This is a genomic window from Streptomyces sp. MP131-18 (genome assembly GCF_001984575.1).
Classification (GTDB): Bacteria; Actinomycetota; Actinomycetes; order Streptomycetales; family Streptomycetaceae; genus Streptomyces; species Streptomyces johnsoniae.
Window position 1 is genome coordinate 1094941 of record NZ_LZNS01000001.1, and the last position, 22743, is coordinate 1117683.

20 protein-coding genes are annotated in these 22743 nt (G+C 73.9%); 5 read left to right on the plus strand and 15 right to left on the minus strand.

All coding sequences use genetic code 11. The features are described from left to right. Positions 1-38: 38 nt before the first annotated feature. A complete protein-coding gene (locus STBA_RS04565; protein ID WP_077057990.1) occupies positions 39-1400 on the minus strand; it encodes an aldehyde dehydrogenase family protein in 1362 nt (453 codons plus the stop codon). Positions 1401-1622: 222 nt separating this feature from the next. Here STBA_RS04565 and STBA_RS04570 point away from each other — a divergent pair, with 222 nt between their 5' ends. Both STBA_RS04570 and STBA_RS04575 read left to right on the plus strand, forming a co-directional pair. Continuing rightward, positions 1623-2531 (plus strand): LysR family transcriptional regulator, encoded by a 909-nt coding sequence (locus tag STBA_RS04570; protein ID WP_077057991.1) that lies wholly within the window; start codon positions 1623-1625, stop codon positions 2529-2531. A 260-nt stretch (positions 2532-2791) separates the two neighbouring features. Then, a complete protein-coding gene (locus STBA_RS04575) occupies positions 2792-3955 on the plus strand; it encodes a LacI family DNA-binding transcriptional regulator (RefSeq protein ID WP_077057992.1) in 1164 nt (387 codons plus the stop codon). 31 nt (positions 3956-3986) lie between these two features. On the opposite strand, the gene STBA_RS04580 is transcribed toward STBA_RS04575, so the two are convergent. Both STBA_RS04580 and STBA_RS04585 read right to left on the minus strand, forming a co-directional pair. Beyond that, the gene (locus STBA_RS04580) at positions 3987-5117 is read right to left on the minus strand and encodes a Gfo/Idh/MocA family oxidoreductase (RefSeq protein ID WP_077057993.1); all 1131 of its coding nucleotides are present in this window, start codon (positions 5115-5117) and stop codon (positions 3987-3989) included. Further along, entirely contained in the window at positions 5114-5857 is a 744-nt protein-coding gene (locus STBA_RS04585; protein ID WP_077057994.1) for a sugar phosphate isomerase/epimerase, read from the minus strand. Before STBA_RS04585 ends, STBA_RS04580 begins: the two co-directional genes overlap by 4 nt. 693 nt (positions 5858-6550) lie before the next feature. Between STBA_RS04585 and STBA_RS04590 the strand changes: the two genes are divergently transcribed. The 3 genes from STBA_RS04590 to STBA_RS04600 all read left to right on the plus strand — a co-directional run bounded on the left by STBA_RS04590 (position 6551) and on the right by STBA_RS04600 (position 9589). Further along, on the plus strand, positions 6551-7849 hold the full coding sequence (locus STBA_RS04590; RefSeq protein ID WP_077057995.1) for an endo-1,4-beta-xylanase: 1299 nt from the start codon (positions 6551-6553) through the stop codon (positions 7847-7849). Between the two features lie 100 nt (positions 7850-7949). Continuing rightward, positions 7950-8429 carry a nucleoside deaminase gene (locus tag STBA_RS04595; protein WP_077057996.1) on the plus strand — a complete coding sequence of 160 codons (480 nt, stop codon included), beginning with the start codon at positions 7950-7952 and terminating at the stop codon, positions 8427-8429. 413 nt (positions 8430-8842) lie between these two features. Next, on the plus strand, positions 8843-9589 hold the full coding sequence (locus STBA_RS04600; RefSeq protein WP_077057997.1) for a hypothetical protein: 747 nt from the start codon (positions 8843-8845) through the stop codon (positions 9587-9589). 527 nt (positions 9590-10116) lie between these two features. Here the strand turns inward: STBA_RS04600 and STBA_RS04605 are convergent. From STBA_RS04605 to STBA_RS04660, 12 genes are all read right to left on the minus strand, one after another. Beyond that, positions 10117-10446 (minus strand): hypothetical protein, encoded by a 330-nt coding sequence (locus STBA_RS04605; RefSeq protein WP_143659424.1) that lies wholly within the window; start codon positions 10444-10446, stop codon positions 10117-10119. A gap of 141 nt (positions 10447-10587) precedes the next feature. Continuing rightward, a complete protein-coding gene (locus tag STBA_RS04610) occupies positions 10588-12570 on the minus strand; it encodes an ABC transporter ATP-binding protein (protein ID WP_253194528.1) in 1983 nt (660 codons plus the stop codon). Between the two features lie 374 nt (positions 12571-12944). Further along, entirely contained in the window at positions 12945-13769 is an 825-nt protein-coding gene (locus STBA_RS04615) for a nitrilase-related carbon-nitrogen hydrolase (protein WP_077057999.1), read from the minus strand. Then, positions 13766-14770 carry an LLM class flavin-dependent oxidoreductase gene (locus tag STBA_RS04620; RefSeq protein ID WP_077058000.1) on the minus strand — a complete coding sequence of 335 codons (1005 nt, stop codon included), beginning with the start codon at positions 14768-14770 and terminating at the stop codon, positions 13766-13768. Before STBA_RS04620 ends, STBA_RS04615 begins: the two co-directional genes overlap by 4 nt. After that, complete coding sequence (gene hydA, locus STBA_RS04625; RefSeq protein ID WP_077058001.1) at positions 14771-16204, minus strand: dihydropyrimidinase; 1434 nt, start codon at positions 16202-16204, stop codon at positions 14771-14773. Positions 16205-16219: 15 nt separating this feature from the next. Beyond that, positions 16220-17575: an aminotransferase class III-fold pyridoxal phosphate-dependent enzyme gene (locus STBA_RS04630; RefSeq protein ID WP_077058002.1), complete on the minus strand. Its 1356-nt coding sequence runs from the start codon at positions 17573-17575 to the stop codon at positions 16220-16222. Then, entirely contained in the window at positions 17572-18135 is a 564-nt protein-coding gene (locus STBA_RS04635) for an amino acid synthesis family protein (protein ID WP_077058003.1), read from the minus strand. The genes STBA_RS04630 and STBA_RS04635 overlap by 4 nt, the downstream gene beginning before the upstream one ends. A gap of 68 nt (positions 18136-18203) precedes the next feature. After that, positions 18204-19097, minus strand: coding sequence for a nitrilase-related carbon-nitrogen hydrolase (locus STBA_RS04640; RefSeq protein WP_077058004.1), 894 nt, complete (start codon positions 19095-19097; stop codon positions 18204-18206). Continuing rightward, positions 19094-19864, minus strand: a complete 771-nt coding sequence (locus STBA_RS04645) for an IclR family transcriptional regulator (RefSeq protein WP_077058005.1) — start codon at positions 19862-19864, stop codon at positions 19094-19096. The genes STBA_RS04640 and STBA_RS04645 overlap by 4 nt, the downstream gene beginning before the upstream one ends. Positions 19865-19927: 63 nt before the next feature. Continuing rightward, complete coding sequence (locus STBA_RS04650) at positions 19928-21073, minus strand: ABC transporter substrate-binding protein (RefSeq protein ID WP_077058006.1); 1146 nt, start codon at positions 21071-21073, stop codon at positions 19928-19930. A 35-nt stretch (positions 21074-21108) separates the two neighbouring features. Next, a complete protein-coding gene (locus tag STBA_RS04655; RefSeq protein WP_077058007.1) occupies positions 21109-21918 on the minus strand; it encodes an ABC transporter permease subunit in 810 nt (269 codons plus the stop codon). After that, positions 21915-22715, minus strand: coding sequence for an ABC transporter ATP-binding protein (locus tag STBA_RS04660; RefSeq protein WP_077063108.1), 801 nt, complete (start codon positions 22713-22715; stop codon positions 21915-21917). Before STBA_RS04660 ends, STBA_RS04655 begins: the two co-directional genes overlap by 4 nt. Between the last annotated feature and the right edge of the window lie 28 nt (positions 22716-22743).

Sequence of the window (22743 nt, forward strand, 5' to 3'; positions counted from 1 at the left end):
GGCGCAGCGGGCGCGGGAGCCCGGCCGCGCCCGCCCCCTCAATCCTCGCCGTACACCACGTGCTTGACCTGCGTGTACGCCTCTAATCCGGCCTGGGCGGCGCCGCCGTCCCGCGGGTGCTCGTTGACGCCGACACAGCCCGCCCTGATTCCGCGCACGGCGCGGCGCGCCCGGCCCAGGTCGCGGGTCCACACCGAGGCGGCGGGCCCCGCGGGCACGTCGTTGGCCAGCAGGACCGCCTCCTCCTCGGCGTCGAAGGGCAGCACGGCCAGCACGGGGCCCGGCACCGCGGCGCGGGCGATCTCGCTGTCCGCGGCGGCGCCGGTCACCAGCGTGGGCCGGTAGTAGGCGCCGGCGGCGAGGCCGCCGCCCGGCGCGGAGCCGCCGGTGACGATCCGGGCGTGGCGGCGGGCCCGTTCGACCAGCGCGGCGACCCGGTGCCGGCGGCTGAAGGACGCGAGCGGACCCAGCTCGGTGGCCTCGTCCCCCGGCGGCCCGATGCGTACGGCGGCAAACCGTTCGGCGACACCGGCGACGAAGTCCGCCAGCAGCGAGCGGTGCACCAGGGCGCGGGTGGCAGCCGAGCCGTCCTGCCCGCTGTTGAGCAGCCCGGCGGCCACCGCGCCTGGCACCGCGGCGGCGAGGTCGGCGTCCTCGTGCACGACGAAGGGCGCCGCGCCGCCCGGTTCGAGGCGGAGGTGCGGCAGCCCGCCCGCGGCGCCCGCCGCCACCTCCCGCGCGGCCGCGCGGGAGCCGGTGAACGCCACCGCGGCCACCTCGGGATGCCGCACCAGGGACGCGCCCGCGACGCGCCCGCTGCCGGTGACGACGTTGACCACCCCGTCGGGCAGCCCGGCCTCCGTCAGCAGCCGCGCCAGCAGCAGGGCGGTCAGCGGCGCCGCGGCCGGGGGTTTGACGACCACCGCGTTGCCCGCGGCGACGGCGGGCAGGACCACGGCCGCGGCCGTCCGCAGCGGGTGGCTGCGCGGCGTCAGGCACGCCACCACGCCGACCGGCTCGCGCCTGACGGTTCCGCCCGCGCCGCCGGCCGCCTGCCGGGCGGCGGCGGCGCTCAGCGCGGCGGCGCCCAGGGCGGCCGGAACGTCCCACCGGCGGCTGAGCCCGATCGGCTTGCCCGTCTGGCGGGTCTCCGCCCGCGCGAACTCCTCGGCGCGGTCCTCCAGCAGGGCGGCGGCCCGGGCCAGTGCCGCGGCCCTGGCATCCGGGGCGGTGTCCGCCCAGGCGGGGAACGCACCGGCCGCCGCGGCCACCGCCCGGTCCACGTCGGCGGGCCCCGCGGCCTCGGCCGTTCGAAGGACCTCGCCGGTCGAGGGGTCGACGACGACGGCGGTCTCCCCCGCGGTGCCCGTGGTCAGGGCTCCGCCGATGTACTGATGCATGCAAGGCCGATCGTTGGTCCCGGGACTCCGTGAAGGGCTACGGACGGAAACGGTAGGGGCTGGGTACGCCGCTTCTCCAGCCGGGAGCCCGGATCGCCGCGGAGCCGGCCGGCGGTAAAGGTAGGGGGAGGGAACACGGCCGCGCCGCCGCACGGGGCGAGCCGCACGCAGGACGAGGCGCACGCAGGACGAGGCGCACGCAGGACGAGGTGGAGGGACGCCATGGACGCCCGGCAGCTGGAGTACTTCCTCGCGGTCGTCGAGCATGGCGGGTTCAGCCGGGCCGCGGCGGCCCTGCACATCGCCCAGCCCTCACTCTCCCAGGCGATCGCGAGCCTGGAGACCGATCTGGGCCTGCCCCTCTTCCACCGGGTCGGGCGCGGGGTGGTGCTCAGCGAGGCGGGCGCGGAACTGCTGGAGCCGAGCCGCCAGGTGCTGCGCGATCTGGCGGCGGTGCGGGACACCGCGGCGGCGCTTTCCGGCCTGGCCCGCGGCACCGTGGAGGTCGCCACCATGCCCTCGCCCGGCGTGGAGCCGCTGGCCACGCTGATCCGCCGGTGCGCGGAGCGCCACCCGGACCTGACGGTGAGCGCCCGGGCCGCGTTCACCCCGGACGACGTGGTGCGGATGGTGCGGACCGGCGCCTGTGAGCTGGGCCTGCTCGGCTCGGACGGGCCGGTCACCGCCGCCGGCCTCGACGTGCTGCGCATGGAGGAGCAGCCGTTCGTGGTCGTGGCGGCGCCGGGCGGCGCGTTCCTCGACGGCCGCCCCGTCGCCCCTGGCGATCTGGCGGGGCACCGGCTCGTGGCCTCGCGCCCCGGCAGCCTCATGCGCCGCATCGTCGACGACATCGTGGCGGGCACCGAGGCGACGATCGCCACCGTCGTCGACCACCGCACCTCGCTGCTGCCCCTGGTGCTCTCCGGCACCGGCATCGCCGTGCTGCCCGCGGCCTGGGCGGCGCTGGCGCGCAGCTGCGGCGCGGCCGTCGCGCCCATCGAGCCCACCGCGCACCTGCGGATCGCGCTGATCGGCCGCAAGGGCCATCTCACGCCGGCCGCCCGCGCGTTCCGGCAGCTCGCGGAGGAGTACGCGGCCAGGCCCACCCGCCGTCCGCAGGCCCCGCGTTGAGCCCGGCGGCCGCGGGGGCGACCGCCGGGCGGTGACGGCCCGCGCCGCTCCGGGGAGACGACGGCGCAGACCGGGGCGCGGTCCGACCGGAACGCGCTCGTGGTGCGGGTACCCGCGCGCCGCGCCTCAAGTCCTCGGGGAGGGCGCCTCAAGTCCGCGAGGGGCGTGAGGAGATGACTGTGCGCCCGCCGAATAAAGCGCATTGGGCAATGCGCTACCCTGCCCGCGGGGGAGCGCGGAAGCACGACGAGGGGGCGCATATGGGCAGGGCGAAGCAGACCGCGGGCACCGGCGGCAGGAAGCGGATCACGCAGGTCGACGTGGCCCGGCACGCGGGGGTGTCCACCGGCATCGTGTCCTCCGTGGTGAACGGCCGCGACTACGGCTCGATCCGGGTCAGCCAGGCGACCAGGGACCGGGTGTGGCGGTCGGTGCGGGACCTCGGCTACGTGCCGAACATCGCGGCGAGGAACCTGGCCCGCGGCAGCAACCGGCTGATCGGGGTGTTCGCCTACCGCCCGCTGATGACGGCCGTGGACGGCGATCCCGGCCGCGCGTTCCTCGCCGGGATCGAGGAGGAGGCCGGGCGTGCCGGATACAACCTGCTGCTCTTCACCGCCGCGCAGGATGCCGCCGCCGGCCGTTCCGTCTACGCGGACGGGGTCAACAGCCTCCAGCTCGCGGACGGTTCCGTGCTGATCACCACGGAGCCGCCCGGCCGCGAGGCCGAAGCGGGCGAAGCGGGCGAAGCGGAAGCAGGCGGGGCCGAAGCGGACGGGGCCGAAGCGGGCGGGGCGCGGGCCGCCGCGGAGGCCGCCGCGCTCGCCGCGGAGGAGTACCCGTTCGTCCTGGTCGGCGACGCCTTGGCGGCGGACCCCGCGCTCTCCTGCGCCGGCGCGGACCACGCCGGCGGGACCGCGGACGCGGTCCGCGCCCTCGCCGCGCGCGGGCACCGCCGCATCGCCCTGGTGCGGCACGGGCGCCCGGGACGCGTGTCCGGCCTGCGGGGCGCCGGGTTCCGGCAGGCGCGCGCCGCGCTCGGGCTCACCGCCGCGGAGGCGCCCGTCGTGGACCTCGGCGGCGGAACGGGGGACGGCGCGGCGGACCGCGGCCTCCCGGACGCCGCCGGCCTCGCGGCCTGGGCAGCGGCGGGCGGTGCCACGGCGCTGCTGGCCGAGGAGCCCGCGACGGCGGCGGGGCTGCGCGGGGCGGCGGGCTCGGGCGCCTTCGCGGTGGTGGACCTCGGCGGCGGGCGCGCGCCCGGCCTGCCCGCCGTGGACGTGCCGCGCCACGAACTGGGCCGTGAGGCCGTCCGGCTGCTGCTGCGCCTGCTGGGCCGGACCGGCGGCGGGCCGCTGCGCAGCACGCTGAGCTGCACCCTGCGCGGCGCGGACGCCCTCGCCCCGCCGCCCGGCGCGGCCTGACCGGCGGCGGGCGGCGGGCGGCGGGCGGGGCTCAGCCGGCGCCGAGCAGCGGCGCGGACGGGTCCCAGCCGAGCGGCAGCGGCTCGGGCGCGGTGACGGCGACGCCGTCCGGCGCGGGGACGCCCAGCTCGCGGACGTCACGGTGCTCCGCGGCGTCCGTGATCGCGGCCATGACCTTCAGCACGTGCAGGCCCAGGGCGCCGGACGCGCGGTGCGGTTCGCCGAACCGCAGCGCCCGCGCCATCTCCAGCACGCCGAGGCCGCGACCGGCCGTCGCGCCGTCCACCGGCAGCTCGCGCCACTCGTCCTCGCCGTTCGCCAGCAGCCGCAGCGGCCCGCGGAAGGTGTTCGGATCGGGCACGGCGAGCGTGCCCTCGCTGCCGGTGACCTCGAACTGGATGCGCCGCAGCGAGGAGTCGAAACTGAAGACGCTGTGCGCGGCGGGCCCGGAGGCGAAGTCGAGCAGCGCGCCGACGTGCGTGGGCACGTCCACGGGGAACGTCTCCCCCGCTTTCGGCCCCGATCCGGTCGTCCTGCGGGCGCGCCCCTTGCCCGCGGTCGCCGTCACCCGGGAGACCGGTCCGAAGAGGGCGACCAGCGCGGTGAGGTAGTAGGGGCCGATGTCGAACAGCGGGCCCGCGCCCGGCTGGTAGAAGAAGGCCGGATCCGGGTGCCAGGACTCCGGCCCGAGGCTCAGCAACGCCGTCGAGGCCGCGACCGGCGTGCCGATGGTGCCCGCGCGCACGGCGCGCACCGCCGACTGGATGCCGGCGCCGAGGAACGTGTCGGGCGCGTTCCCGACGAGCAGACCGCGTTCCGCGGCCTCGGCGAGCACCTTCTCGCCCGCGGCCGGCACGGTGGCCAGCGGCTTCTCGCCGTAGACGTGCTTGCCCGCGCGCAGCGCCGCCGTCGCGACCTCCGCGTGGGCGGCCGGAACGGTCAGGTTGACGACGATCTCCACCTCGGGCAGGGCGAGCACCGTGTCGAGGTCGCCCGCCACGGGCACGCCGTGCTCGCGCGCCGCCGCGGCGGCGCGGTCGGTGTCCAGGTCCGCGACGCCGAGCACGCGCACGTCGGGGAAGGAGCCGAGGGTGCGCAGGTACTCGCCGCTGATGACGCCCGCGCCGACGACCGCGACACCGACGGGGCCGCCGGTGCTCATACCGCCTCCAACTGGGCCAGGTAACCGCGGCTGTCGGCGAGTGCGTCGAAGAAGTCGGTGGCGCAGGTGTCGAGTTCGACGATGCGCAGCGCGTCGGGCGCCGCGGCCAGGAGCTCCGGAACGGGCATGGCGCCCGCGCCGACCGCCAGGTGCGGTTCGTCCCGGTCGATGGGTCCGTCCTTGATGTGCAGCGCCCCCACCCGGTCGCCGAGGCGGCGCAGCAGGGCGGGCACGTCGGCGCCGCCGACGGCCGCCCAGTAGGTGTCGATCTCCAGCACGATGCCGGGCGCGAGCTGGTCGACGAGCAGCTCGATCGCGTGCCGCCCGTCGATGACCGGCTCGATCTCCCACCAGTGGTTGTGGTAGCCCAGCCGGATGCCGCGGGCCGCGGCCCGCTCGGCGAGGCCGTTGAGCAGGGCCGCGGTACGTGCCAGGCCGTCGCGGGTGGTGAACTCCTCGGCGGGGATACCGGCGGGCACGATGGCCAGGTCGGTGCCGAGCGTTTCGATGGCGTCGAGGACCGGCTCGGGGTCACCCTTCACCAACTGCCCGGCGTGGATGGCGATGACGCGCAGGCCCAGGCCATCGGCGACGCGCCGGAAGCCCTCGGGGTCGGCGGTCGGGTCGAAGGGCTCCACGGCGGTGAACCCGATGTCGGCGATCCGGCGGAGCGTCGCGTCCCTGTCGGCGGCAAGTGCGTCACGGACCGTGTAGAGCTGAACGCCCAAGGGTGGTGCCATGCTTGTGCTGCCTTCCAAGATGTCCTGTCGTGCGGGCCACAGAGAAGATAATGCGCTTTATTGGGACTGGCAACAGCCTTGGAACGCCCTTCCCTCACGGCGTGAACTTCAAGCCTGCCGCGTGCCGGACGAGGGAACACCCGAGCCCCCGGTACCGTTTCCCGAAAAGCTTCCACGCAAAGTCCGGAAGTTTTCGGCACGTATAGCGGACCAGGCATCAGCCTCCTCGCACGTCAGGGCAGTTCGGAAGCGCGCGCCAAAAATCCGGACGGGAGCGCGGCAGGCATCCACGCGGTGCCGAAAGAGCCAACTACCGGAAGGCGCACTGCTTTTCCGCTGCTCAGTGGCGGTGTGCGGCACGGGGCGCACCCGGTTCGTTCCACAACTGAGCAGGTCACCACGGCAGCATGGCCACCTGGACACTGCGGCAACCATCCGAGAATTACCGGAAAGAAGCGTTGACGACCCCTCAGCCGCGGCGCATACTCCCCAGCGATCGTTGCCGATCGCGGGGCCCTCGCGGGCCCAGAGCCGCGGCAGGTCATCACATCCGGGCGGTGCGTCCGCACAGTCAGGTCCCTGGGAAAAGGGGTTGCAATGATCATTCAGTCCTCGCGCAGACACAGCGGATACAGACGCCCGCTCTGGCGAGCGCGCGCCCGGCGCGCGCTCGCGGCGTGTGCGGTGGGCGTCATGGCCGCGGGCGGGCTCGTGGCGCTGTCCGGCACGGCACACGCCGCCGGCACCCTGGGCGAAGCGGCGGCCGAGCGCGGCCGGTACTTCGGCACCGCGGTCGCGGCCAACCACCTCGGCGAGTCCGACTACACCGGCACGCTCAACCGCGAGTTCAACAGCGTCACCCCCGAGAACGAGATGAAGTGGGACGCCCTCGAACCCTCCCGCGGCAACTTCACCTTCGGCAACGCCGACCGCATCGTCGACCACGCGCAGAGCCGGGGCATGGACGTCCGCGGTCACACCCTGGTCTGGCACTCCCAGCTGCCCGGCTGGGTGAGCGGGCTCGGCACCAACGACCTGCGCTCGGCCATGAACAACCACATCACGCAGGTGATGCAGCACTGGCGGGGCGAGATCCACTCCTGGGACGTCGTCAACGAGGCGTTCCAGGACGGCAACAGCGGCGCCCGGCGGTCCTCCCCGTTCCAGGACCGGCTGGGCAACGGCTTCATCGAGGAGGCGTTCCGCACCGCCAGGGCCGCCGACCCGAACGCCAAGCTCTGCTACAACGACTACAACACGGACGGCATCAACGCGAAGAGCAACGCGGTCTACAACATGGTCCGGGACTTCACCCAGCGCGGGGTGCCGATCGACTGCGTGGGCTTCCAGTCGCACTTCAACGCCCAGTCACCGGTGCCCTCCGACTTCCAGCAGAACCTCCAGCGCTTCGCCGACCTCGGCGTCGACGTGCAGATCACCGAACTGGACATCGAGGGCTCCGGCACCGCGCAGGCCAACAGCTACCGCAACGTCGTGAACGCCTGCCTCGCCGTCTCCCGCTGCACCGGCATCACGGTGTGGGGCGTGACCGACAAGTACTCCTGGCGCAGCGGCGGCACCCCGCTGCTCTTCGACGGCAACTACAACAAGAAGCCCGCGTACGACGCGGTCCTGACGGCGCTCGGCGGCTCCGGCGGGGAGGACCCGGGCCCGGGGCCCGGCCCCGGCGCCTGCACGGTGGCGTACGAGCAGACCGACCGGTGGGGTGACCGCTTCAACGGCAGGGTCACGGTACGGGCGGGCAGTTCGGCGATCAGTACCTGGTCGGTGAACGTCACGGTGCGGTCCCCGCAGAAGATCTCCGCGACCTGGAACGGCAGTCCGACCTGGGATTCCAGCGGCAACGTGATGACGATGCGGCCAAGCGGCAACGGCAGCGTCCAGGCCGGCGGGTCGACGAGCTTCGGCTTCACGGTCATGGCGAACGGCGAGTGGTCGCCCCCGGCACTCGGCTCCTGCACGGCCGGCTGACCTCGCCATCCCCGGCCCCGGGCCGGTCCGGGCCGCTGTGGTCCGGACCGGCCCGCTCCGTCCGACAGGGTCAGCCGGACGGGGCTCTAGGATGCCGGGCATGGTGGACGAGACGGATCTGCGCCATTTGCGGCGCTGTGTGGAGCTTGCGGCCGAGGCGCTCGCGGCCGGGGACGAGCCGTTCGGCTCGGTGCTCGTCGACGGGGACGGAGCCGTGCTGGGCGAGGATCACAACCGGGTGGCCTCGGGGGACCGCACGCGACACCCGGAATTCGCGCTGGCGCGCTGGTCGGCCGCCCACCTCACGCCCGCGGAGCGGGCGGCGGCCACCGTGTACACCTCGGGAGAGCACTGCCCGATGTGCGCCGCGGCCCACGGCTGGGTCGGGCTCGGCCGCATCGTCTACGCCGCCTCGTCCGAGCAACTGACAACGTGGCTGCGCGAGTTCGGAGTGCCGGCCCCTCCGGTGGCACCGCTCGCGATCGGCGAGGTGGTGCCCGGGGCGCGGGTGGCGGGCCCGGTGCCCGCGCTGGCGGACGAAGTGCGGGCGCTGCACTGGCGCTTTCACTCGGGCTCCTGAGCGGGCGCCCGCCGCTATTCCCGCGCCGCCCGCAACGAACGGCGATTCCTCCTACCACCGTACGATTAACCCTTCCGGAGTATCTTCGGCTTTTATTCCCTACTCGACAATAGTGTGGGTATAACCGAAAGGCGCATCCAGCGCAGGCGCGGCCGGTTTCGCGAGTGCACCGCGGAAAAGCGCGAAGGACGGCCGCCGCCACCGCCCCTCCGAGTGCCCATAATTCGGGAGGCACCGTGGCCACACCGACAGACTCACGCACCTCACTCCTCGCCTTTTTCGGCGATCCACTCAATCCCGGAGTCAGGACCAGGGTTTTTGTTTACTGGCCGACCGGCAGCCGGGGGCAGACCGCGGAATTCCGATGCGCTGCCTGTCCCGGCGGAGAAGAGCAGACGTACCCACTGACCGCGGTGGACGACCGATTCTGGTCGGGCGACTTCGACGTACGCGCGGACGCCCCGCTGGCCGACGCCGTGCTTCAGGTCACCGCGCATCTCGACTCGGGGGACCAGACCGAGTGCGTGCCCATCACGGTCAAAGCGCCCCACTGCCTCATTCCCGGACCGCCGGGGCCGCCGGGACCCTGCGGTCCGCCGGGGCCACCTGGGCCCTGCGGCCTACAGGGCCCGCCCGGCGCGAACGGCCCCTGCGGGCCGCCCGGACTGCCGGGCCCGTGCGGTCCGCCGGGCTGCGAGGGCCCGGAAGGCGCCCCGGGGCCCGCGGGTCCGCCAGGGCCCGAGGGGCAGCGGGGGCCGCAGGGCGCGCGCGGCGTTCAGGGCGACCCCGGTCCCTGCGGTCCGCGCGGCCCCGAGGGACCCGACGGTGCAACGGGCCCCGAGGGCCCCGAGGGCCCGCCGGGGCGCAACGGCAAGGACGGCAAACACGGCAGCGACGGCAGGGACGGACAGGACGGCGTCGACGGCGTCGACGGCCGGGACGGACAGGACGGCGCACCCGGACAGGACGGGAGGGACGGCAAGGACGGTCCGGCGGGACCGCGCGGACTCCAAGGCCCCAGGGGCGACCTGGGCCCGCCGGGCGCGCGGGGGCCCCGCGGCCCCAAGGGCGACCCGGGGCCGCCTCCCGACCGTGACTGCCTGCGCAGGATGATCCTGGAGGTCCTGCGCGAGTTCGGCTTCTGCGCCGTGCCGGACTGAAGAGGCCACGCCGGTCCGGCCGCACACGCCGGATCGGCGTGCCACCCCCGCGCACGGGCCGCCGCACGCCGGGCTCGTGTGCTCCTGCCGCACCACGATTCCGCGACGACCACGGGCAACTCGCGCCGTCGGATGAACCCGACTCACCCCCTTCGACCGCGCCTTCGCCGCGTTCGCCGTATGCGGATTCCTCTACGGTTCACCCGGCGACGCGCCGCCGATCCGATGCGCGTCGCCGCGTCGATCTGTCGTCGGCTTTCCCTTCGTTCCGCGCCCGGCGCATATCCGTATATGCGCCGGGCGTCTCCTCATTCCCGTGGGCTTCCAGGAATCACGCACGACCGGGTAGGGACGCATTCCGTTCCGCCGGCGCACGGCCGACCGGGCCGCGCGCCGGCGGAACTCGCGGAGACGCACATTCCCGGAAACCGAACTTTCCGGGCCTGACCGGCTCGTTGCCGTTGGACGTCGAGTGGGGCCGATATCGGCGGCGGCCCCGCGGTGCCCGGAATCGCTCCCCCGGGCCGTCAGACGGTCTGCACGGTCTGGTAGGCGGACAGCAGCCGGTGCGCCGTGGCGGCGGGCCCGTCCACGACCACCGCCGCGTCCCGGGTGAATCCCTGCACGGACTCGCGCCCGAGGTCGATCGCGAAGTCGTCGACCGTTCCGACCACCACGTCGGCCCGGTAGGCCGCGGCCCGCGCGTCCGCGGAGTCCTTCGCGGACAGCCGCCGGACGACGGTCCCCTCCGGCTCCCCCAGCATCGCCAGTTGCTCGGCGTGCACCCGGGCGCTCCCCTCCCCGTGGGTGATCAGGTGCAGGTGCGGGTGCTCCAGGCGCAGGAGCTTGAGGGCCATCCACCGCATGACGATCCGATTGTGCTCTTCACGCTGTGTTCTGCTCCGGAACATCCCGCTCGCCACCACCGTCCACTGGGCCGGACCGGCACGGTAACGGCCCCGGCCGCGAGGGGTCCCGGCCGCCGCGGCGAGTGCGGCTCAGGGCCCCGTGACGGGGTGCCCCAGCCGGTCCAGCCGGTCAAGACCGTCCAGACCACCGAACTGCGCGGCCTGGATGCCGTACAGCTCCCGGAAGCGCCCGCCGGGGCGCGCCAGCAGCTCCTGCGGACTGCCGGACTCGACGAGCCTGCCGCGGTGCAGGACGTGCACGAGGTCGGCGTGCCGCACCGAGGCCATGCGGTGGGTGATCAGGATGACGGTCTGCCCGGCGTCGGCCAGGTCGCGGATCTGGTCGAACACCCGCTGCTCCTCCTTGGCATCGAGGGCGGCCGTCGGCTCGTCGACGATCAGGACGGGCGCGTCGCGGTAGTGGGCACGGGCGATGCCGAGCCGCTGCCACTGGCCGCCGCTGAGCTGGTGGCCGCCCTGGTAGCCGCGCGCCAGGAGGGTGTCCCAGCCGCTGGGCAGCGAGTCGACGACCGTGTCCGCGCCGGCGTTGCGGGCCGCGTCCGCGAGCCGGTCCTCCTCGATGGGGGCGGAGGGCGCGCCGATCGCGATGTTGACGCGCGCGGTGAACCGCCAGCGGTTGAAGTCCTGCGCGACCATCGCGATCCGCGCGAACACCTGGTGCCGGTCCGCCAGCGTGGTCGGCACACCGCCCCAGCAGACGCGGCCGGACTCCGGGAGGTAGAGCCCGGCGAGCAGCTTGACCAGGGTGCTCTTGCCCGACCCGTTCTCGCCGACCAGGGCGGTGATGCGGCCGGCGGGAACGGTGAGGGTGACGTCGGTGAGTGCGGGCTCTCCTTCGGTGCCCGGGTAGCGGAACGTCACGTTCTCGAAGGTGATCCGGCCGGGGCGCAGCGGGACGGGGGCGCCGCCGGTGGGGATGGCCCAGTCGGCGGCCCGCGCGCAGAGCAGGTCCAGATCGGCGACGAACAGGCTCTCGTCGTAGAGGTTGTTGATGGAGCGGACCATTCCGCCGAGGCTGGCGGACCCGGTGCGGATGGCGAGGACGGCGGTCCCGGCCACGGACATGGCCATCACCCCCGTCCACACCAGGGAGCCGAGCGCCAGGTACGTGGCGGCACCGGCCAGGCCCGTCCAGACCGAGGCCCAGAGACCGGTGCGGGCGTCGAGCCGGGCCAGCCGCGTCTGCTCGGCCTCTGAGCTGGCCGACATGTTGCGGAAGTGCTTCAGCAGGAACGGGCCGACCTGGTGGACCCGGATCTCGGCCGCGGTCTCCGTGGCGGTCAGCTCGCTGCTCAGCACGCGCCCGGCGCGGGCGTGCTGCACCCACGTGCGGAAGGAGCGGTAGCGGCGGCGGGTGGTGACGAGGGTGCTCCACATGCTGGGCACCGTCATCAGGGCGAGCAGCGGCAGCAGCACCGGGTGCAGCACGGTCAGGACGCCGGCCGCGGCGACGAGCGAGAGCAGCGCGTTGACGACGCCGATGCAGTAGTCGATCATGCGGCGTGCCGAAGTGGCCCCGTACTGGGCGGTGTCCAGCAGCCGGTGGAACTGGTCGTCCTCGATCGCGGCCAGCTCCACGCGGGAGGCGCGGACCAGATAGCGCTCGGTCGCGACGCGCTCCACCTTCGGCTCCAGGCGTCCGGAACCGTAGGTGGAGGCGGCACGCAGCAGGGCGGCGACCAGTGCGGTGACCGCGACCACGGCGAGGGCGGGCAGCGCCTCGCGCAGCCGCCCGGCCGGGTCGCCACCGGCGAGCAGCGCGGCCAGCACGGTGTTGACCGCGACCAGGCCCACGGCCTGCGCGGCGCCGCGGCCGATCTCGGCCGCGGCGACCAGGCGCAGCGCGCGCCGGTCCGCCTGGTCGGCCAGGCGGATGGTGGTCCGGATCAGCCGTGGCAGCGTGGCGACCATCGACCACAGGCTGAGCCGGGTGAAGGCGCCGTCGTGGCTGCTCCACCCCGTGTCGTACAGCAAGGGGCCGCCGAACAGCAGCTGTTCCGAGTCGGAAATACCGTGCGCGGGCCGCTCGGCCCCCGTCTCCTTCTTCTTCACGCCCACCCCTCGTCTCCCGCGCTCCCGCAGGGGACCTATCAGAGCGCAATCGGGCGACTACGGACAGCGCCCTCCGCGGGTTTTCGGACAAACTGCCGTCGGGGGTTTGGCGGCCCGCTTCGTATGGAGGCGCAGGTGTTCGAGAGGGGCCGGTCGTCGGCGGGACACGCCGCACCGACCCCGCCCGCCGACCCCCGGCGCACGCTGCGGGCCTCGCCGAACATGTCCTGATAACGCCAGGCAGAAACGATGCGCCATGCGGCCCGCCTTCCCCACCGGGGTGAACCCGCCGGGCCACGCGTTGACGAACGCGCGGCGCCGCGACCGACCGTCCGCGGGCGTTCAGGCGTTCAGGCGCTCAGGCGCTCAGGCGTTCAGGCGCCGTCCGCCGCGAGCCCGTCGTACAGGTCCGGCCTGCGGTCGCGCAGGAACGGGCGGGTGCGGCGGGTGCGTGCCGCGTGCTCCGGGTCGATCTCGGCGAGCACCACCTCCTCGCCGTCCTGCCCCGCCTCCGCCAGGATCTCGCCGTCCGGGCCGTAGATCGCGCTGGTCCCGAAGTACCGCTTGACGCCCTCCTGTCCCGTGCGGTTGGCGCACACGACGTACAGGCCGTTGAACACGGCCTGGGCGCGCAGCTCCAGTTGGAAGACCTCCCGCATCGGGGCGCTCGCGGAGGCCACCGGAACGCACATGAGGCTCGCGCCGCCGAGCGCGACCAGCCGCCCCAGCTCGGGGAAGTGCCGCTCGTAGCAGATGATGGTGCCCAGGGCGACGTCCTCGGTGCGGGTCACCACCGGAGGGCTGCCGCCCGGCCGGAAGTAGTACTTCTCGGGGAAGCCGTTGGAGAACGGCAGGTGCGACTTGCGGTAGACGGCGGCGAGTTCGCCGTTGACGAAGGTGCAGGCGGTGTTGTGGTGGACGCCCGGCACGTCCGCGGCCTCGAAGACGGAGGAGACCACGGTGATGCCGTACTCGGCCGACACCTCGCGCGCCACGGCGTTGGAGGGGCCTGCGAGCGGTTCGGCGTGCGCGAAGTACTCCGGGTCGGGCTCGGGCTGGACGAACGGGACGGCGTACAGCTCGGGGAGCAGCACGACGCGGGCGCCGCGCCGGGCGGCCTCGGTGAGCAGGGCGCGGGCGCGGCGCCGGTTGGCCGCGGCGTCGGGGCCCGCGGTGAGCTGGACGGCGGCGGCCTTCACGACGCCGCTCCGGTCAGGCTGCGCAGGGTGCGTTCCTTGTCCCCCAGGGTGGAGATGACGGGGCAGCGCACGCCCGCTTCGCGGTAGGCCAGCAGCTTCTCGTAGGCGTCCTTGGTGGTGCCGCACGCGGTGACGCGCTGCACCAGCGAGTTGGGCACGTGCACCATGGCGCGGCGGACGTCGCCCGGGGTGGCGGGCCAGCGGGCGGTGGCCTGGATGCGTTCGACGAGCCCGGGCTCGACGCCGCAGTGCTCGGCGATGTGCGGCTGCTGCATGAGGTAGAGCGTCAGGAACGCCTTGCAGGCGTCGATGGCCTCCTGCGGATCGTCGTCGTCGACGCTGCACGCGACGATCTGCGTGATGTCGATGCCGTCGGCGCCGTCGGCCCGGCGGGCGACGCCCTCGGCGATCCGGGCGCGGGCCATGTCCATGTATTCGGGCGGCAGCAGGAAGTCCAGGTGCACGCCGTCGCAGATCTCGCCCGCCAGCCGCAGCATCTTGGGGCCGACGGCGCCGAGGTAGACAGGCATGGGGACCGGCTTGTTCTCCCGGTACATGCTGTCGAAGCGCACCCCGCGCATCTGCACGAACTCGCCCTCGTGCTCGACGACTTCGTTGCGGAAAAAGGTACGGAGCACGCCGATGTACTCGCGCATGGCGGCCAGCGGGCGCACCAGGGGCTCGCCGACCTTGGTGGCCAGCGGCTCCCACCAGGCGCCGATGCCGAGGATGATCCGGCCCGGGGCGACCTCGTCGAGGGTCTTGAACGTGACGGCCATCAGGGCGGCGTTCCGGCTCTTGTTGTTGACGACGCCGGTGCCGATGCGGATGTCGCGGGTGCGGGAGGCGATGATCGCGGCGGGCACGATGCCGTCCCGGGCGAGCCGGCCTTCGGCGACCCAGACGGATTCGAAGCCGTGCCGGTCGGCGTACTCGGCCTGCCAGTAGGTCTGTTCGAGGCTGAGCCGCTCCCCGACGTGGATGCCGAGGGGGATGTCCATTCAGGTGCTCCTTGCGGTGGTGGTGCGGTGCAGGTACCGGCCGCGGCCCGGACGGCCGAGCAGGGTGCCGTCGGAGACGACGAGTTCGCCGCGGGACAGGACGTGCACGGCCCGGCCGGTGACCTCCATGCCCTCGTAGAGGCTGTAGTCGGGCCGGGAGTGGGCGGTGTCCGCGGACAGCACGTGGTGGGCGTCCGGGTCCCAGACGACGAGGTCGGCGTCGGCGCCGGCGGCGATGGTGCCCTTGCGGGGGTGGAGCCCGAAGAGCTTGGCCGGCCGGGTGGCGGTGATCTCCACGAAGCGGCTCGGCGAGAGCCGCCCGGCGGCCACCCCGTGGTGGTAGAGGAGGGCCAGCCGCTCCTCGACGCCGGGCACTCCGTTCGGCGTGCCGGGGAACCAGCCGGGCTTGCGCAGCTTCTGCGGCGGCAGGTCGGGCGGCTGGCCGAGGCAGAACCCGGCGTGGTCGGTGCCGACGGTGGACAGGCCGCCGGCCGCGAGGTGCGTCCACAGGGCGTCCTGGTTGGCGCGTTCGCGGATCGGCGGGGAGCAGATCCAGCCCGCGGCGCGTTCGCCGAGCCCCGCGTAGTCCTCGTACGCGGCGACGAGGTACTGCGGGCAGGTCTCGCCCCAGGCGGGCCGGCCCGCGGCGCGGGCGCGGGCCAGTTCGTCCGCGGCGCGCGCGCTGGAGACGTGGACCACGAACAGCGGGCTGCCCGCGGCCTCGGCGAGGACGAGGGCGCGGTGCACGGCCTCGGCCTCGGCGGCGTGCGGGTGGGCGGCGTGGTGGTGGTGCTCGGCGACGTGGCCCGCGTCGACCAGGCGCCGGGTCTCGTGGGCGACGAGATGCCCGTTCTCGGCGTGGACCATGGGCAGCGCGCCGTGTTCGGCGGCCAGCGTCATGTCCGCCAGCAGCTGGGCGTCGTCGACCATCTGCGTGCCGGGGTAGGCCATGAAGAACTTCCAGCTGCTGACGCCCTCGTCGAGCAGCCGCAGCAGGTCGTCCCTGATCTCCGGCTGCTGGTCGCGGGGCGGCACGATGGCGTGCAGCCCGAAGTCGACGACGCAGCGGGCGCGGGCGTCCTCGCGCCGCCGGAGGAACGTTTCGTACAGAGTGCGGTCCGGCTCCTTCTTCACGAAGTCGATGACGGTGGTGGTGCCGCCGTGGGCGGCGGCGACCGTGCCGGAGGTGAAGTCGTCGGCGGTGCGGGTGGTGAAGCCGTCGATGGGATATTCGAGATGGGTGTGGGCGTCGACTCCGCCGGGCAGCAGCAGCGCGCCGCCCGCGTCGATGGTGTCGTCGGCCGCCCAGTCGGCGCCGTCGCCGACGGCGGCGACGATGCCGTCGCGGATCAGGACGTCCGCGCGGAGGACGGCCTCCGCGGTGACGACGGTGCCGCCGCGGACGAGGGTGGTGCGCGTGGCGGGGTGGGGCATGGGCGGGCCTCCCGTTCAGGCCGCGTAGTGGGTGTCGGCGATGCCGAGCACCTCGTCGAGGACGGACAGCGCCAGGTCGATCTCGTCCGCGGTGACGACGAGCGGCGGGGTCAGCCGCAGTACGGAGGAGAACGAGCTGAGGTACAGGCCGCGTTCGAGTGCGGCGGAGATCAGTTCGGCCATGGGCCGGTTGGCCTCGCCCTTGGCGTTGAACGGGACCAGCGGCTCGCGGGTGTCGCGGTCGCGGACCAGCTCGATGCCGTGGAACAGGCCGCGCCCGCGGTGGTCGCCGAGGCTGGGGTGGCGGGCGGCCAGCTCGGCGAGTCCGGCGCCGAGCTGCTCGCCGCGCTCTCGGGCGTTCTCCACCAGGCGCTCCTCCCGCATGATGCGCACGGAGGCGACGCCGGTGGCGCAGGCCAGGGGGTGGCCGGAGTAGGTGAGTCCGCCCCAGAACATGTGGTCCTGGAGCCAGTCGGCGACCCGGCCGCCGACGGTCATGGCGCCGAGCGGCACGTATCCGGAGTTGAGGCCCTTGGCGGTGGTGAGGATGTCGGGCGCGACGTCCCAGTGGTCGCAGGCGAACCACGCGCCGGTGCGCCCGAATCCGGCCATCACCTCGTCGAGGATCAACAGGATGCCGTGCCGGTCGCACACCTCGCGGATCGAGGCGAGGTAGCCGTCCGGGGGATAGATCAGGCCGTTGGTGCCGGTGACGGTCTCCAGGACGACGGCGGCGACGGTGGCGGGGCCCTCGTACTGGAGGATCTCCTCCAGGTGCGGCCCGCCGGTGCACACGGGGCACGGGTCGGGGTGGCCGGCCGGACAGCGGTAGGTGTAGGGGTCGAACATGCGGACCACACCGGGCGTGCCTGGCTCGGCGGCCCAGCGGCGCGGGTCGCCGGTGAGGGAGATCGCGCCTGCCGTGGCTCCGTGGTAGGAGCGGTAGCGGGCGACGATCTTGGGGCGGCCGGTGACATGCCGGGCGAGCCGGACGGCGTTCTCGTTGGCGGCGGCGCCGCCGGTGGTGAAGAACGTCATGCCGAGGTCGCCCGGGGTCAGTTCGGCCATCAGCTCGGCGAGTTCGGCACGGGACTGCTCGGCGAAGCCGGGGCCTATGTAGCACAGCCGGTCGGCCTGTTCCTTGATGGCGGCGATCAGCCCGGGGTGCTGGTGGCCGAGGTTGAGGTTGACCAGCTGGGACTGGAAGTCGAGGTAGCGCCTGCCGTCGTGGTCCCAGAACCAGGAGCCGCTGCCGCCCGCGACCGGCCGGGCGTGGACGTTGCCCTGGACGGACCAGGAGTGGATGACGTGGGCCCGGTCGGCGGCGGCGATCCGCTCCGCGGTCCAGTCCTCGCGTGCGGGCGCGGTCATGCCGCGGCCGTCTCGGAGCCGAAGGGGGCGAGCCTGGCCAGCGGGCGGCCCGCGTTGGCGGCGAGGCAGGCCACGACGATCTCGCGGGGGCGGGGCGCGTCGGGCACGACGAGGGTGACGGTCTGGTGGTGCGAGCGCGTCTTGGCGTTGAGCTTGTGCTTGAGCGGCACGTCGAGCGGCGCGCCGGTCAGGCCGGTCTTCTCCCCGGCGGGCAGCAGTTCGGTGCCGCCGCAGGCCCGGCGGAACGGGTCGCCGAAGCGGAGGTTGTGGATCAGCGCGGAGCCGTGTTCCAGCTCGCCGTCGATGCCGACGAGGGCGGCCTTGCCGTACGCCTCGACCTCCTCGCCGAGCAGGTCGACGCAGGGCGGGCCGACGAGCGTGCCGAGTTCTTCGCCGACCTCGTTGGCGAGGGTGACCAGGTCCTCGACGTAGCCGGGCGGGTAGGGGTTGTCGAAGACGGCGGCGACGATGGCCACGCGGTGGACGCGGGGCAGCGCGCGGCCGGACTCCATGCGGGTTTCCTCGACATGACGCACGATCTTGCGAACGGCGAGTGTCACGGTCGGCTCCTTCTGTGCGGTGCTGGGCGTGCGGGTGCTGCGGGTGTTGCGGGTGTTGCGGGTGTTCCCTATGGTTCGGAGGTTTCTTGCGGTGTGGGTGGGGCGGTCGGGGGCGGGCACGTCCGGTACGCCTCGGGGCGGCGGTCGTGCAGCGGGCGGTTGAACGGGTTGGTGCGGCGGGCCTCGCGGGTGCCGACGGGGTCGACGTGGGCGTGGATCAGGGCCTCGGCGTCCCGGGGCGCGGGCCCCGCGAGCGGGCGGCCGGTGTGGTCGGTGACGATGCTGGAACCGATGAACCGCTGTCCGCGTTCGACGCCGGTGCGGCTGGCCGCGGCGATGTACAGCTGGTTGCTGTGCGCGCCGGTGACGCACAGCAGGTTGGCCATCGGGGGCCCCGGCGCCTGGTCGGGGACGGGCACCCAGTCGCTGACCGCGCAGACCAGATCGGCCCCGGCCAGGGCCAGGCTGCGCAGGCTCTCCGGGAACCACGCGTCGTAGCAGATCAGCAGCCCGATGCGGCCGAGCGGGGTGTCGGCGACGGGAAAGCCGAGGTCGCCGGGGGCGTACAGCTCGCGTTCCGCGTTCCACAGGTGGACCTTGCGGTAGGTGAGGGCACGCCCGGCGGGGCCGACCAGGACGGCGCTGTTGAACACCCGCCCGTCCGGGGCCCGTTCGACGACGCCACCGGCGATCCACAGGCCGAGGCGCGCGGCGAGCCGGTGCCAGGCGGTCACGGCGGGGCCGTCGGCGAGCGGCTCGGCGTACGCGGCGGCCTCGGCCGCGTCGCGGAAGACGTAGCCGCTGGTCACGGCCTCGGGCAGCACCACAAGGCGCGCGCCCGCGTCCGCGGCGGCGCGGATCGCGTCGCAGGTGCGGGCGATATTGCCCGCGGTGTCGCCGAGTACGGGGTCGAGTTGGGCGCAGGCCACCCGGTACCCGGTGCCGCCCGCGGGCGGCGTCACGGGGCACCCGCCAGGTCGGTGGCGCTGAGCAGCCGGCCGATCTCGTCGGCGGCGGCCCGCACCCGGGCGATGAGGGCCGGCAGGCGTTCGGGGGTGAAGCGGAACGTCGGGCCGCCGACCCACACCGCGTACGGCACGCGGCCCGCGACGCGGACCGGCGCCGCGACCGAGGCCGCGCCGGGCGCTATTTCGTCGGCGGTGTGGGCGTAGCCGGCGTCCCGCACCTCCCGGAGCGTGGCCAGGAAGCCGGGCAGGAACGCGGCACCGCCGGGCGCGCTGCGCTCCAGTTCGGGTCCGTAGGTGTGGGTGACGGCCTGCGGTTCGAGGGCGGCGAGGAGCACCTTGCCGGTGGAGGTGCACCACACGGGCTGGGTGCGGGGCACGGCGCGGGTGGTCTGGCCGATGAGGTGGGGGCCCGCGGCCTGGGTGACGACCTGGACGTGCGGCGGGAGCAGCACGTCGAACCCGGCCGTCTCCTCGGCCTCCGCGGCGAGTTCGGTGACGACGGCGCGCATCCGCGGATAGCTGCCGTTCTCGTCGAGGAGGCCGCCGACGACGGAGAGCAGGCCGAGGGAGACCTGGTAGCGGCGGGTGACGGGGTCGAGGGACACCCAGTTCTCCTGCTCCAGCACCGAAAGCACGCGGTAGCACGTGGACTTGGGCAGCCCGGCGGCGCGGGCCACGCTGCTCAGCCCGACGCCGCCCGGGTGGGCCGCGACGGCGCGCAGCACCGTGATGGTGCGGCGTACCAGTCCTTGTTCCGTCATGTCCGTGTCCCTCGCCTCGGTCGTTCTTCTGGTCGCGTGCACCGTGCCCGGCGACCCGCGCCGCTACCTGCCGCCCGGGGTGACGGTGATCCGTTCGGGTTCCCAGGTCTCGCCGGTGGTGTCGGCGCCGGTCTCGCCGAGCAGCGCGAGGGCGTCGCGGGTGAGATCGCCGCGGTATGCGCTCTCGGGCGGTTCCGACTCAAGCACACCGGCGTCGACGGCGATCTCGATGGTCTGGTCCCAGGTTTCGGCGTCGAGGGTGCCGATGCCGTTCGCCGCGGGCCAGATCAGCTTGTTGACCTCGTTGAGCATCCAGCGCTGGTGGCCCTCGCCCAGCGCGCTGCCGTGGGCGAGAACGGTGTCGGCGCAGGCGTCGAAGTCGTCGCGGCAGGCGATCCAGCCGCGGTAGGTGGCGGCGAGGAAGCGGGTGGCGACGTCCCGGTGGTCCGGGTCATCGAGCCAGTCGCCGCGGGCGTAGACACCGTCCTCCAGGGAGGCGTAGCCCTCGTCCTGGAGGTTGATGACGTGGAAATCCTCCGGGCGGTACAGCTCGCCCGTCTCCGGGTTCTCCGTTTCGAGGAGCTGGGCGTACTCGTTGTAGGTCTTGGCCTGCGCGGAGTCGACCTCCCCGTTCAGGAGCAGCGACATGTCGAACGGCTGCTGGACGACGTCCAGGTCGTGTTCCGGGTCGATCCCGGCGTCGCGCAGCGCGGCGTACAGGACGAGTTCGTTGCCGCTGCCCCAGCTGCCGAGGCGCGTGCCCGCGAGGTCGTCGAGTCCTCCAATGCCGCTTTCCGCCCGCGAGACCTGGAGGTAGGCGCCGCGCTGGAAGACCTGGCCGATGTTGACCAGGTCGGCGCCCTGTTCGCGGGTGGCCATGGTCTTGGTGACGTGGCTGACGGCGAACTCGGCGTTGCCCGCGGCCAGTACCTGCTGCGGCACGACGTTGGTGCCGCCCTCCTGGATCTGCACATCGAGGCACTGGTCGGCGTAGAAGCCGCTGTCCAGGGCGTGGTAGTACCCGGCGAACTGGGCCTGGGCGACCCACTGGAGGACGACGCGGACGCTGTCCGTCTCCTCGCAGTCGCTGTTGGCCGCGACGGAGCCCAGGCCGCTGGACTGGCCGCTCATCGGGACGCAGCCGGCCATCAGGAGCGCGCCGAACGCGGCTGCGAGGGCCGGCGCGCGGCGGGGGGCGGAGCGTGGCATGGTCGTTCCTCCTGGTGGTGCCGTTGCGTTCGGGGTCAGGTGTCGCCGTCGTGGCGGTGCCGCTGCCAGGGCACGAGGCGGCTCTCGCAGCCGGCTACGACCGCGAACAGGGCCAGGCCCATGACGCTGGCGGCCAGGACGCCGGCCCAGGTCTCGGCGAAGCGGGAGAGGGCCGCCTGGTTGGCGATGTAGACACCGAGGGCCTGGCTGGGGCCGCCGAAGTATTCGGAGACGATGACGCCGATGACGGAGGCCGCGGCGCCCAGGCGCAGCCCGTTGAAGAAGAACGGCAGGGAACGGGGCAGCCGCACCAGCAGCAGGGTGTGGCGGGGGCGGGCCGCCAGCGCGGACATCAGCTCCAGGTGCAGGGTGTCGACGTCGCGCAGCCCCCGGGTGGTGTTGACCAGGACGGGGAAGAAGACCATCAGTCCGGCGACGCACGCCTTGGACCAGATGCTGGTGACGCCGAGCCAGTTGTTGGCAATGGGCGCCAGAGCCACGACGGGCGCGCAGTTGAGGATGACGGCGACGGTCAGCAGCGGCCCCGATATGCGGCCGAGGCGGGTGAGCAGCAGCGCGCCGAGCAGACCCGAGACGCCGCCGAGCGCCATGCCGAGGAGGACCGCGGCCAGGGTGACGCGGGCGTCACGGAGGATGGTGGGCAGCTCGTCGAGGAGCGCGCCGAAGATGTCGGTCGGCGAGGGCAGGATGAACGACTGCACGCCGGTGGCGGTGACCAGCAGCTGCCAGAGCAGGACGACGGCCGCGCCGACGGCGAGGGCCGGGGCCCCGGCGGCGAGGGCGCCGCGCAGCCGGGCGGGCGGGGCAGGCGGGGCTATGCTCATGCGGGCTCCTCGGCCATGACGGCGTGCAGGGCCTTGCGCACCTCGGTGACGGTTTCGAAGTAGGCCGGGGAGGTGCGGTCCTCGACGGTCCTCGGCTGCGGCAGGCCGACCTCGATGCGGCGGGTGATGCGGCCGGGCCGCGGCGACATAATGACGATGTCGGTGGACAGGAAGACGGCTTCGGAGACGCTGTGCGTGACGAAGACGACGGTGGTGCCGGTGTCCCGCCAGATGCGGAGCAGTTCGCCCTGAAGGTATTCCCGCGTCATCTCGTCGAGGGCGCCGAGCGGCTCGTCCATCAGCAGCAGTTGGGGTCGGCAGGCCAGGGCGCGGGCGATGGCGACGCGCTGCTGCATGCCGCCGGAGAGCTGCCAGGGGAAGCGGTCGGCGACATCGCCGAGGCGGACGAGGTCCAGCATGGTCTCGGCCTGCGCCTTGCGCTCCGCCCGGGACACGCCGCCCACCTGGAGCGGGAGTTCGACGTTGCGCCTGACGGTGCGCCAGTCCAGCAGTCCGGCCTGCTGGAAGACGAGGCCGTAGTCCCGGGCGAGGCGCGCCTCGCGCGCGCTCCTGCCGCCGACGGTGACGGTGCCCGTGGTGGGCGCGGTGAGGTCGGCGATGATGCGCAGCAGGGTGCTCTTGCCGCAGCCGCTGGGACCGAGCAGGGAGACGAACGCGCCGGGGCGCACGTCGAGTCCGATGCGTTCCAGGGCGGCGACGGACTGGCCGCCGGAGGCGGGGAAGACCTTGTGGACGTCGGTGAGCGAGATGGCGGGTGCGTCGTCGGTGGCTGTCATGGCGGCGGTACCTCGCGGGGTGGTGGTG

Coding starts and splice junctions, on each gene's coding strand:
- STBA_RS04645 (WP_077058005.1), bottom strand. CDS start 19,864: ATGACGGAACAAGGACTGGTACGCCGCACCATCACGGTGCTGCGCGCC.
- hydA (WP_077058001.1), bottom strand. CDS start 16,204: ATGCCCCACCCCGCCACGCGCACCACCCTCGTCCGCGGCGGCACCGTC.
- STBA_RS04595 (WP_077057996.1), top strand. CDS start 7,950: ATGGTGGACGAGACGGATCTGCGCCATTTGCGGCGCTGTGTGGAGCTT.
- STBA_RS04580 (WP_077057993.1), bottom strand. CDS start 5,117: ATGAGCACCGGCGGCCCCGTCGGTGTCGCGGTCGTCGGCGCGGGCGTC.
- STBA_RS04590 (WP_077057995.1), top strand. CDS start 6,551: ATGGCCGCGGGCGGGCTCGTGGCGCTGTCCGGCACGGCACACGCCGCC.
- STBA_RS04620 (WP_077058000.1), bottom strand. CDS start 14,770: ATGGACATCCCCCTCGGCATCCACGTCGGGGAGCGGCTCAGCCTCGAA.
- STBA_RS04650 (WP_077058006.1), bottom strand. CDS start 21,073: ATGCCACGCTCCGCCCCCCGCCGCGCGCCGGCCCTCGCAGCCGCGTTC.
- STBA_RS04655 (WP_077058007.1), bottom strand. CDS start 21,918: ATGAGCATAGCCCCGCCTGCCCCGCCCGCCCGGCTGCGCGGCGCCCTC.
- STBA_RS04630 (WP_077058002.1), bottom strand. CDS start 17,575: ATGACCGCGCCCGCACGCGAGGACTGGACCGCGGAGCGGATCGCCGCC.
- STBA_RS04570 (WP_077057991.1), top strand. CDS start 1,623: ATGGACGCCCGGCAGCTGGAGTACTTCCTCGCGGTCGTCGAGCATGGC.
- STBA_RS04565 (WP_077057990.1), bottom strand. CDS start 1,400: ATGCATCAGTACATCGGCGGAGCCCTGACCACGGGCACCGCGGGGGAG.
- STBA_RS04575 (WP_077057992.1), top strand. CDS start 2,792: ATGGGCAGGGCGAAGCAGACCGCGGGCACCGGCGGCAGGAAGCGGATC.
- STBA_RS04660 (WP_077063108.1), bottom strand. CDS start 22,715: ATGACAGCCACCGACGACGCACCCGCCATCTCGCTCACCGACGTCCAC.
- STBA_RS04585 (WP_077057994.1), bottom strand. CDS start 5,857: ATGGCACCACCCTTGGGCGTTCAGCTCTACACGGTCCGTGACGCACTT.
- STBA_RS04605 (WP_143659424.1), bottom strand. CDS start 10,446: ATGGCCCTCAAGCTCCTGCGCCTGGAGCACCCGCACCTGCACCTGATC.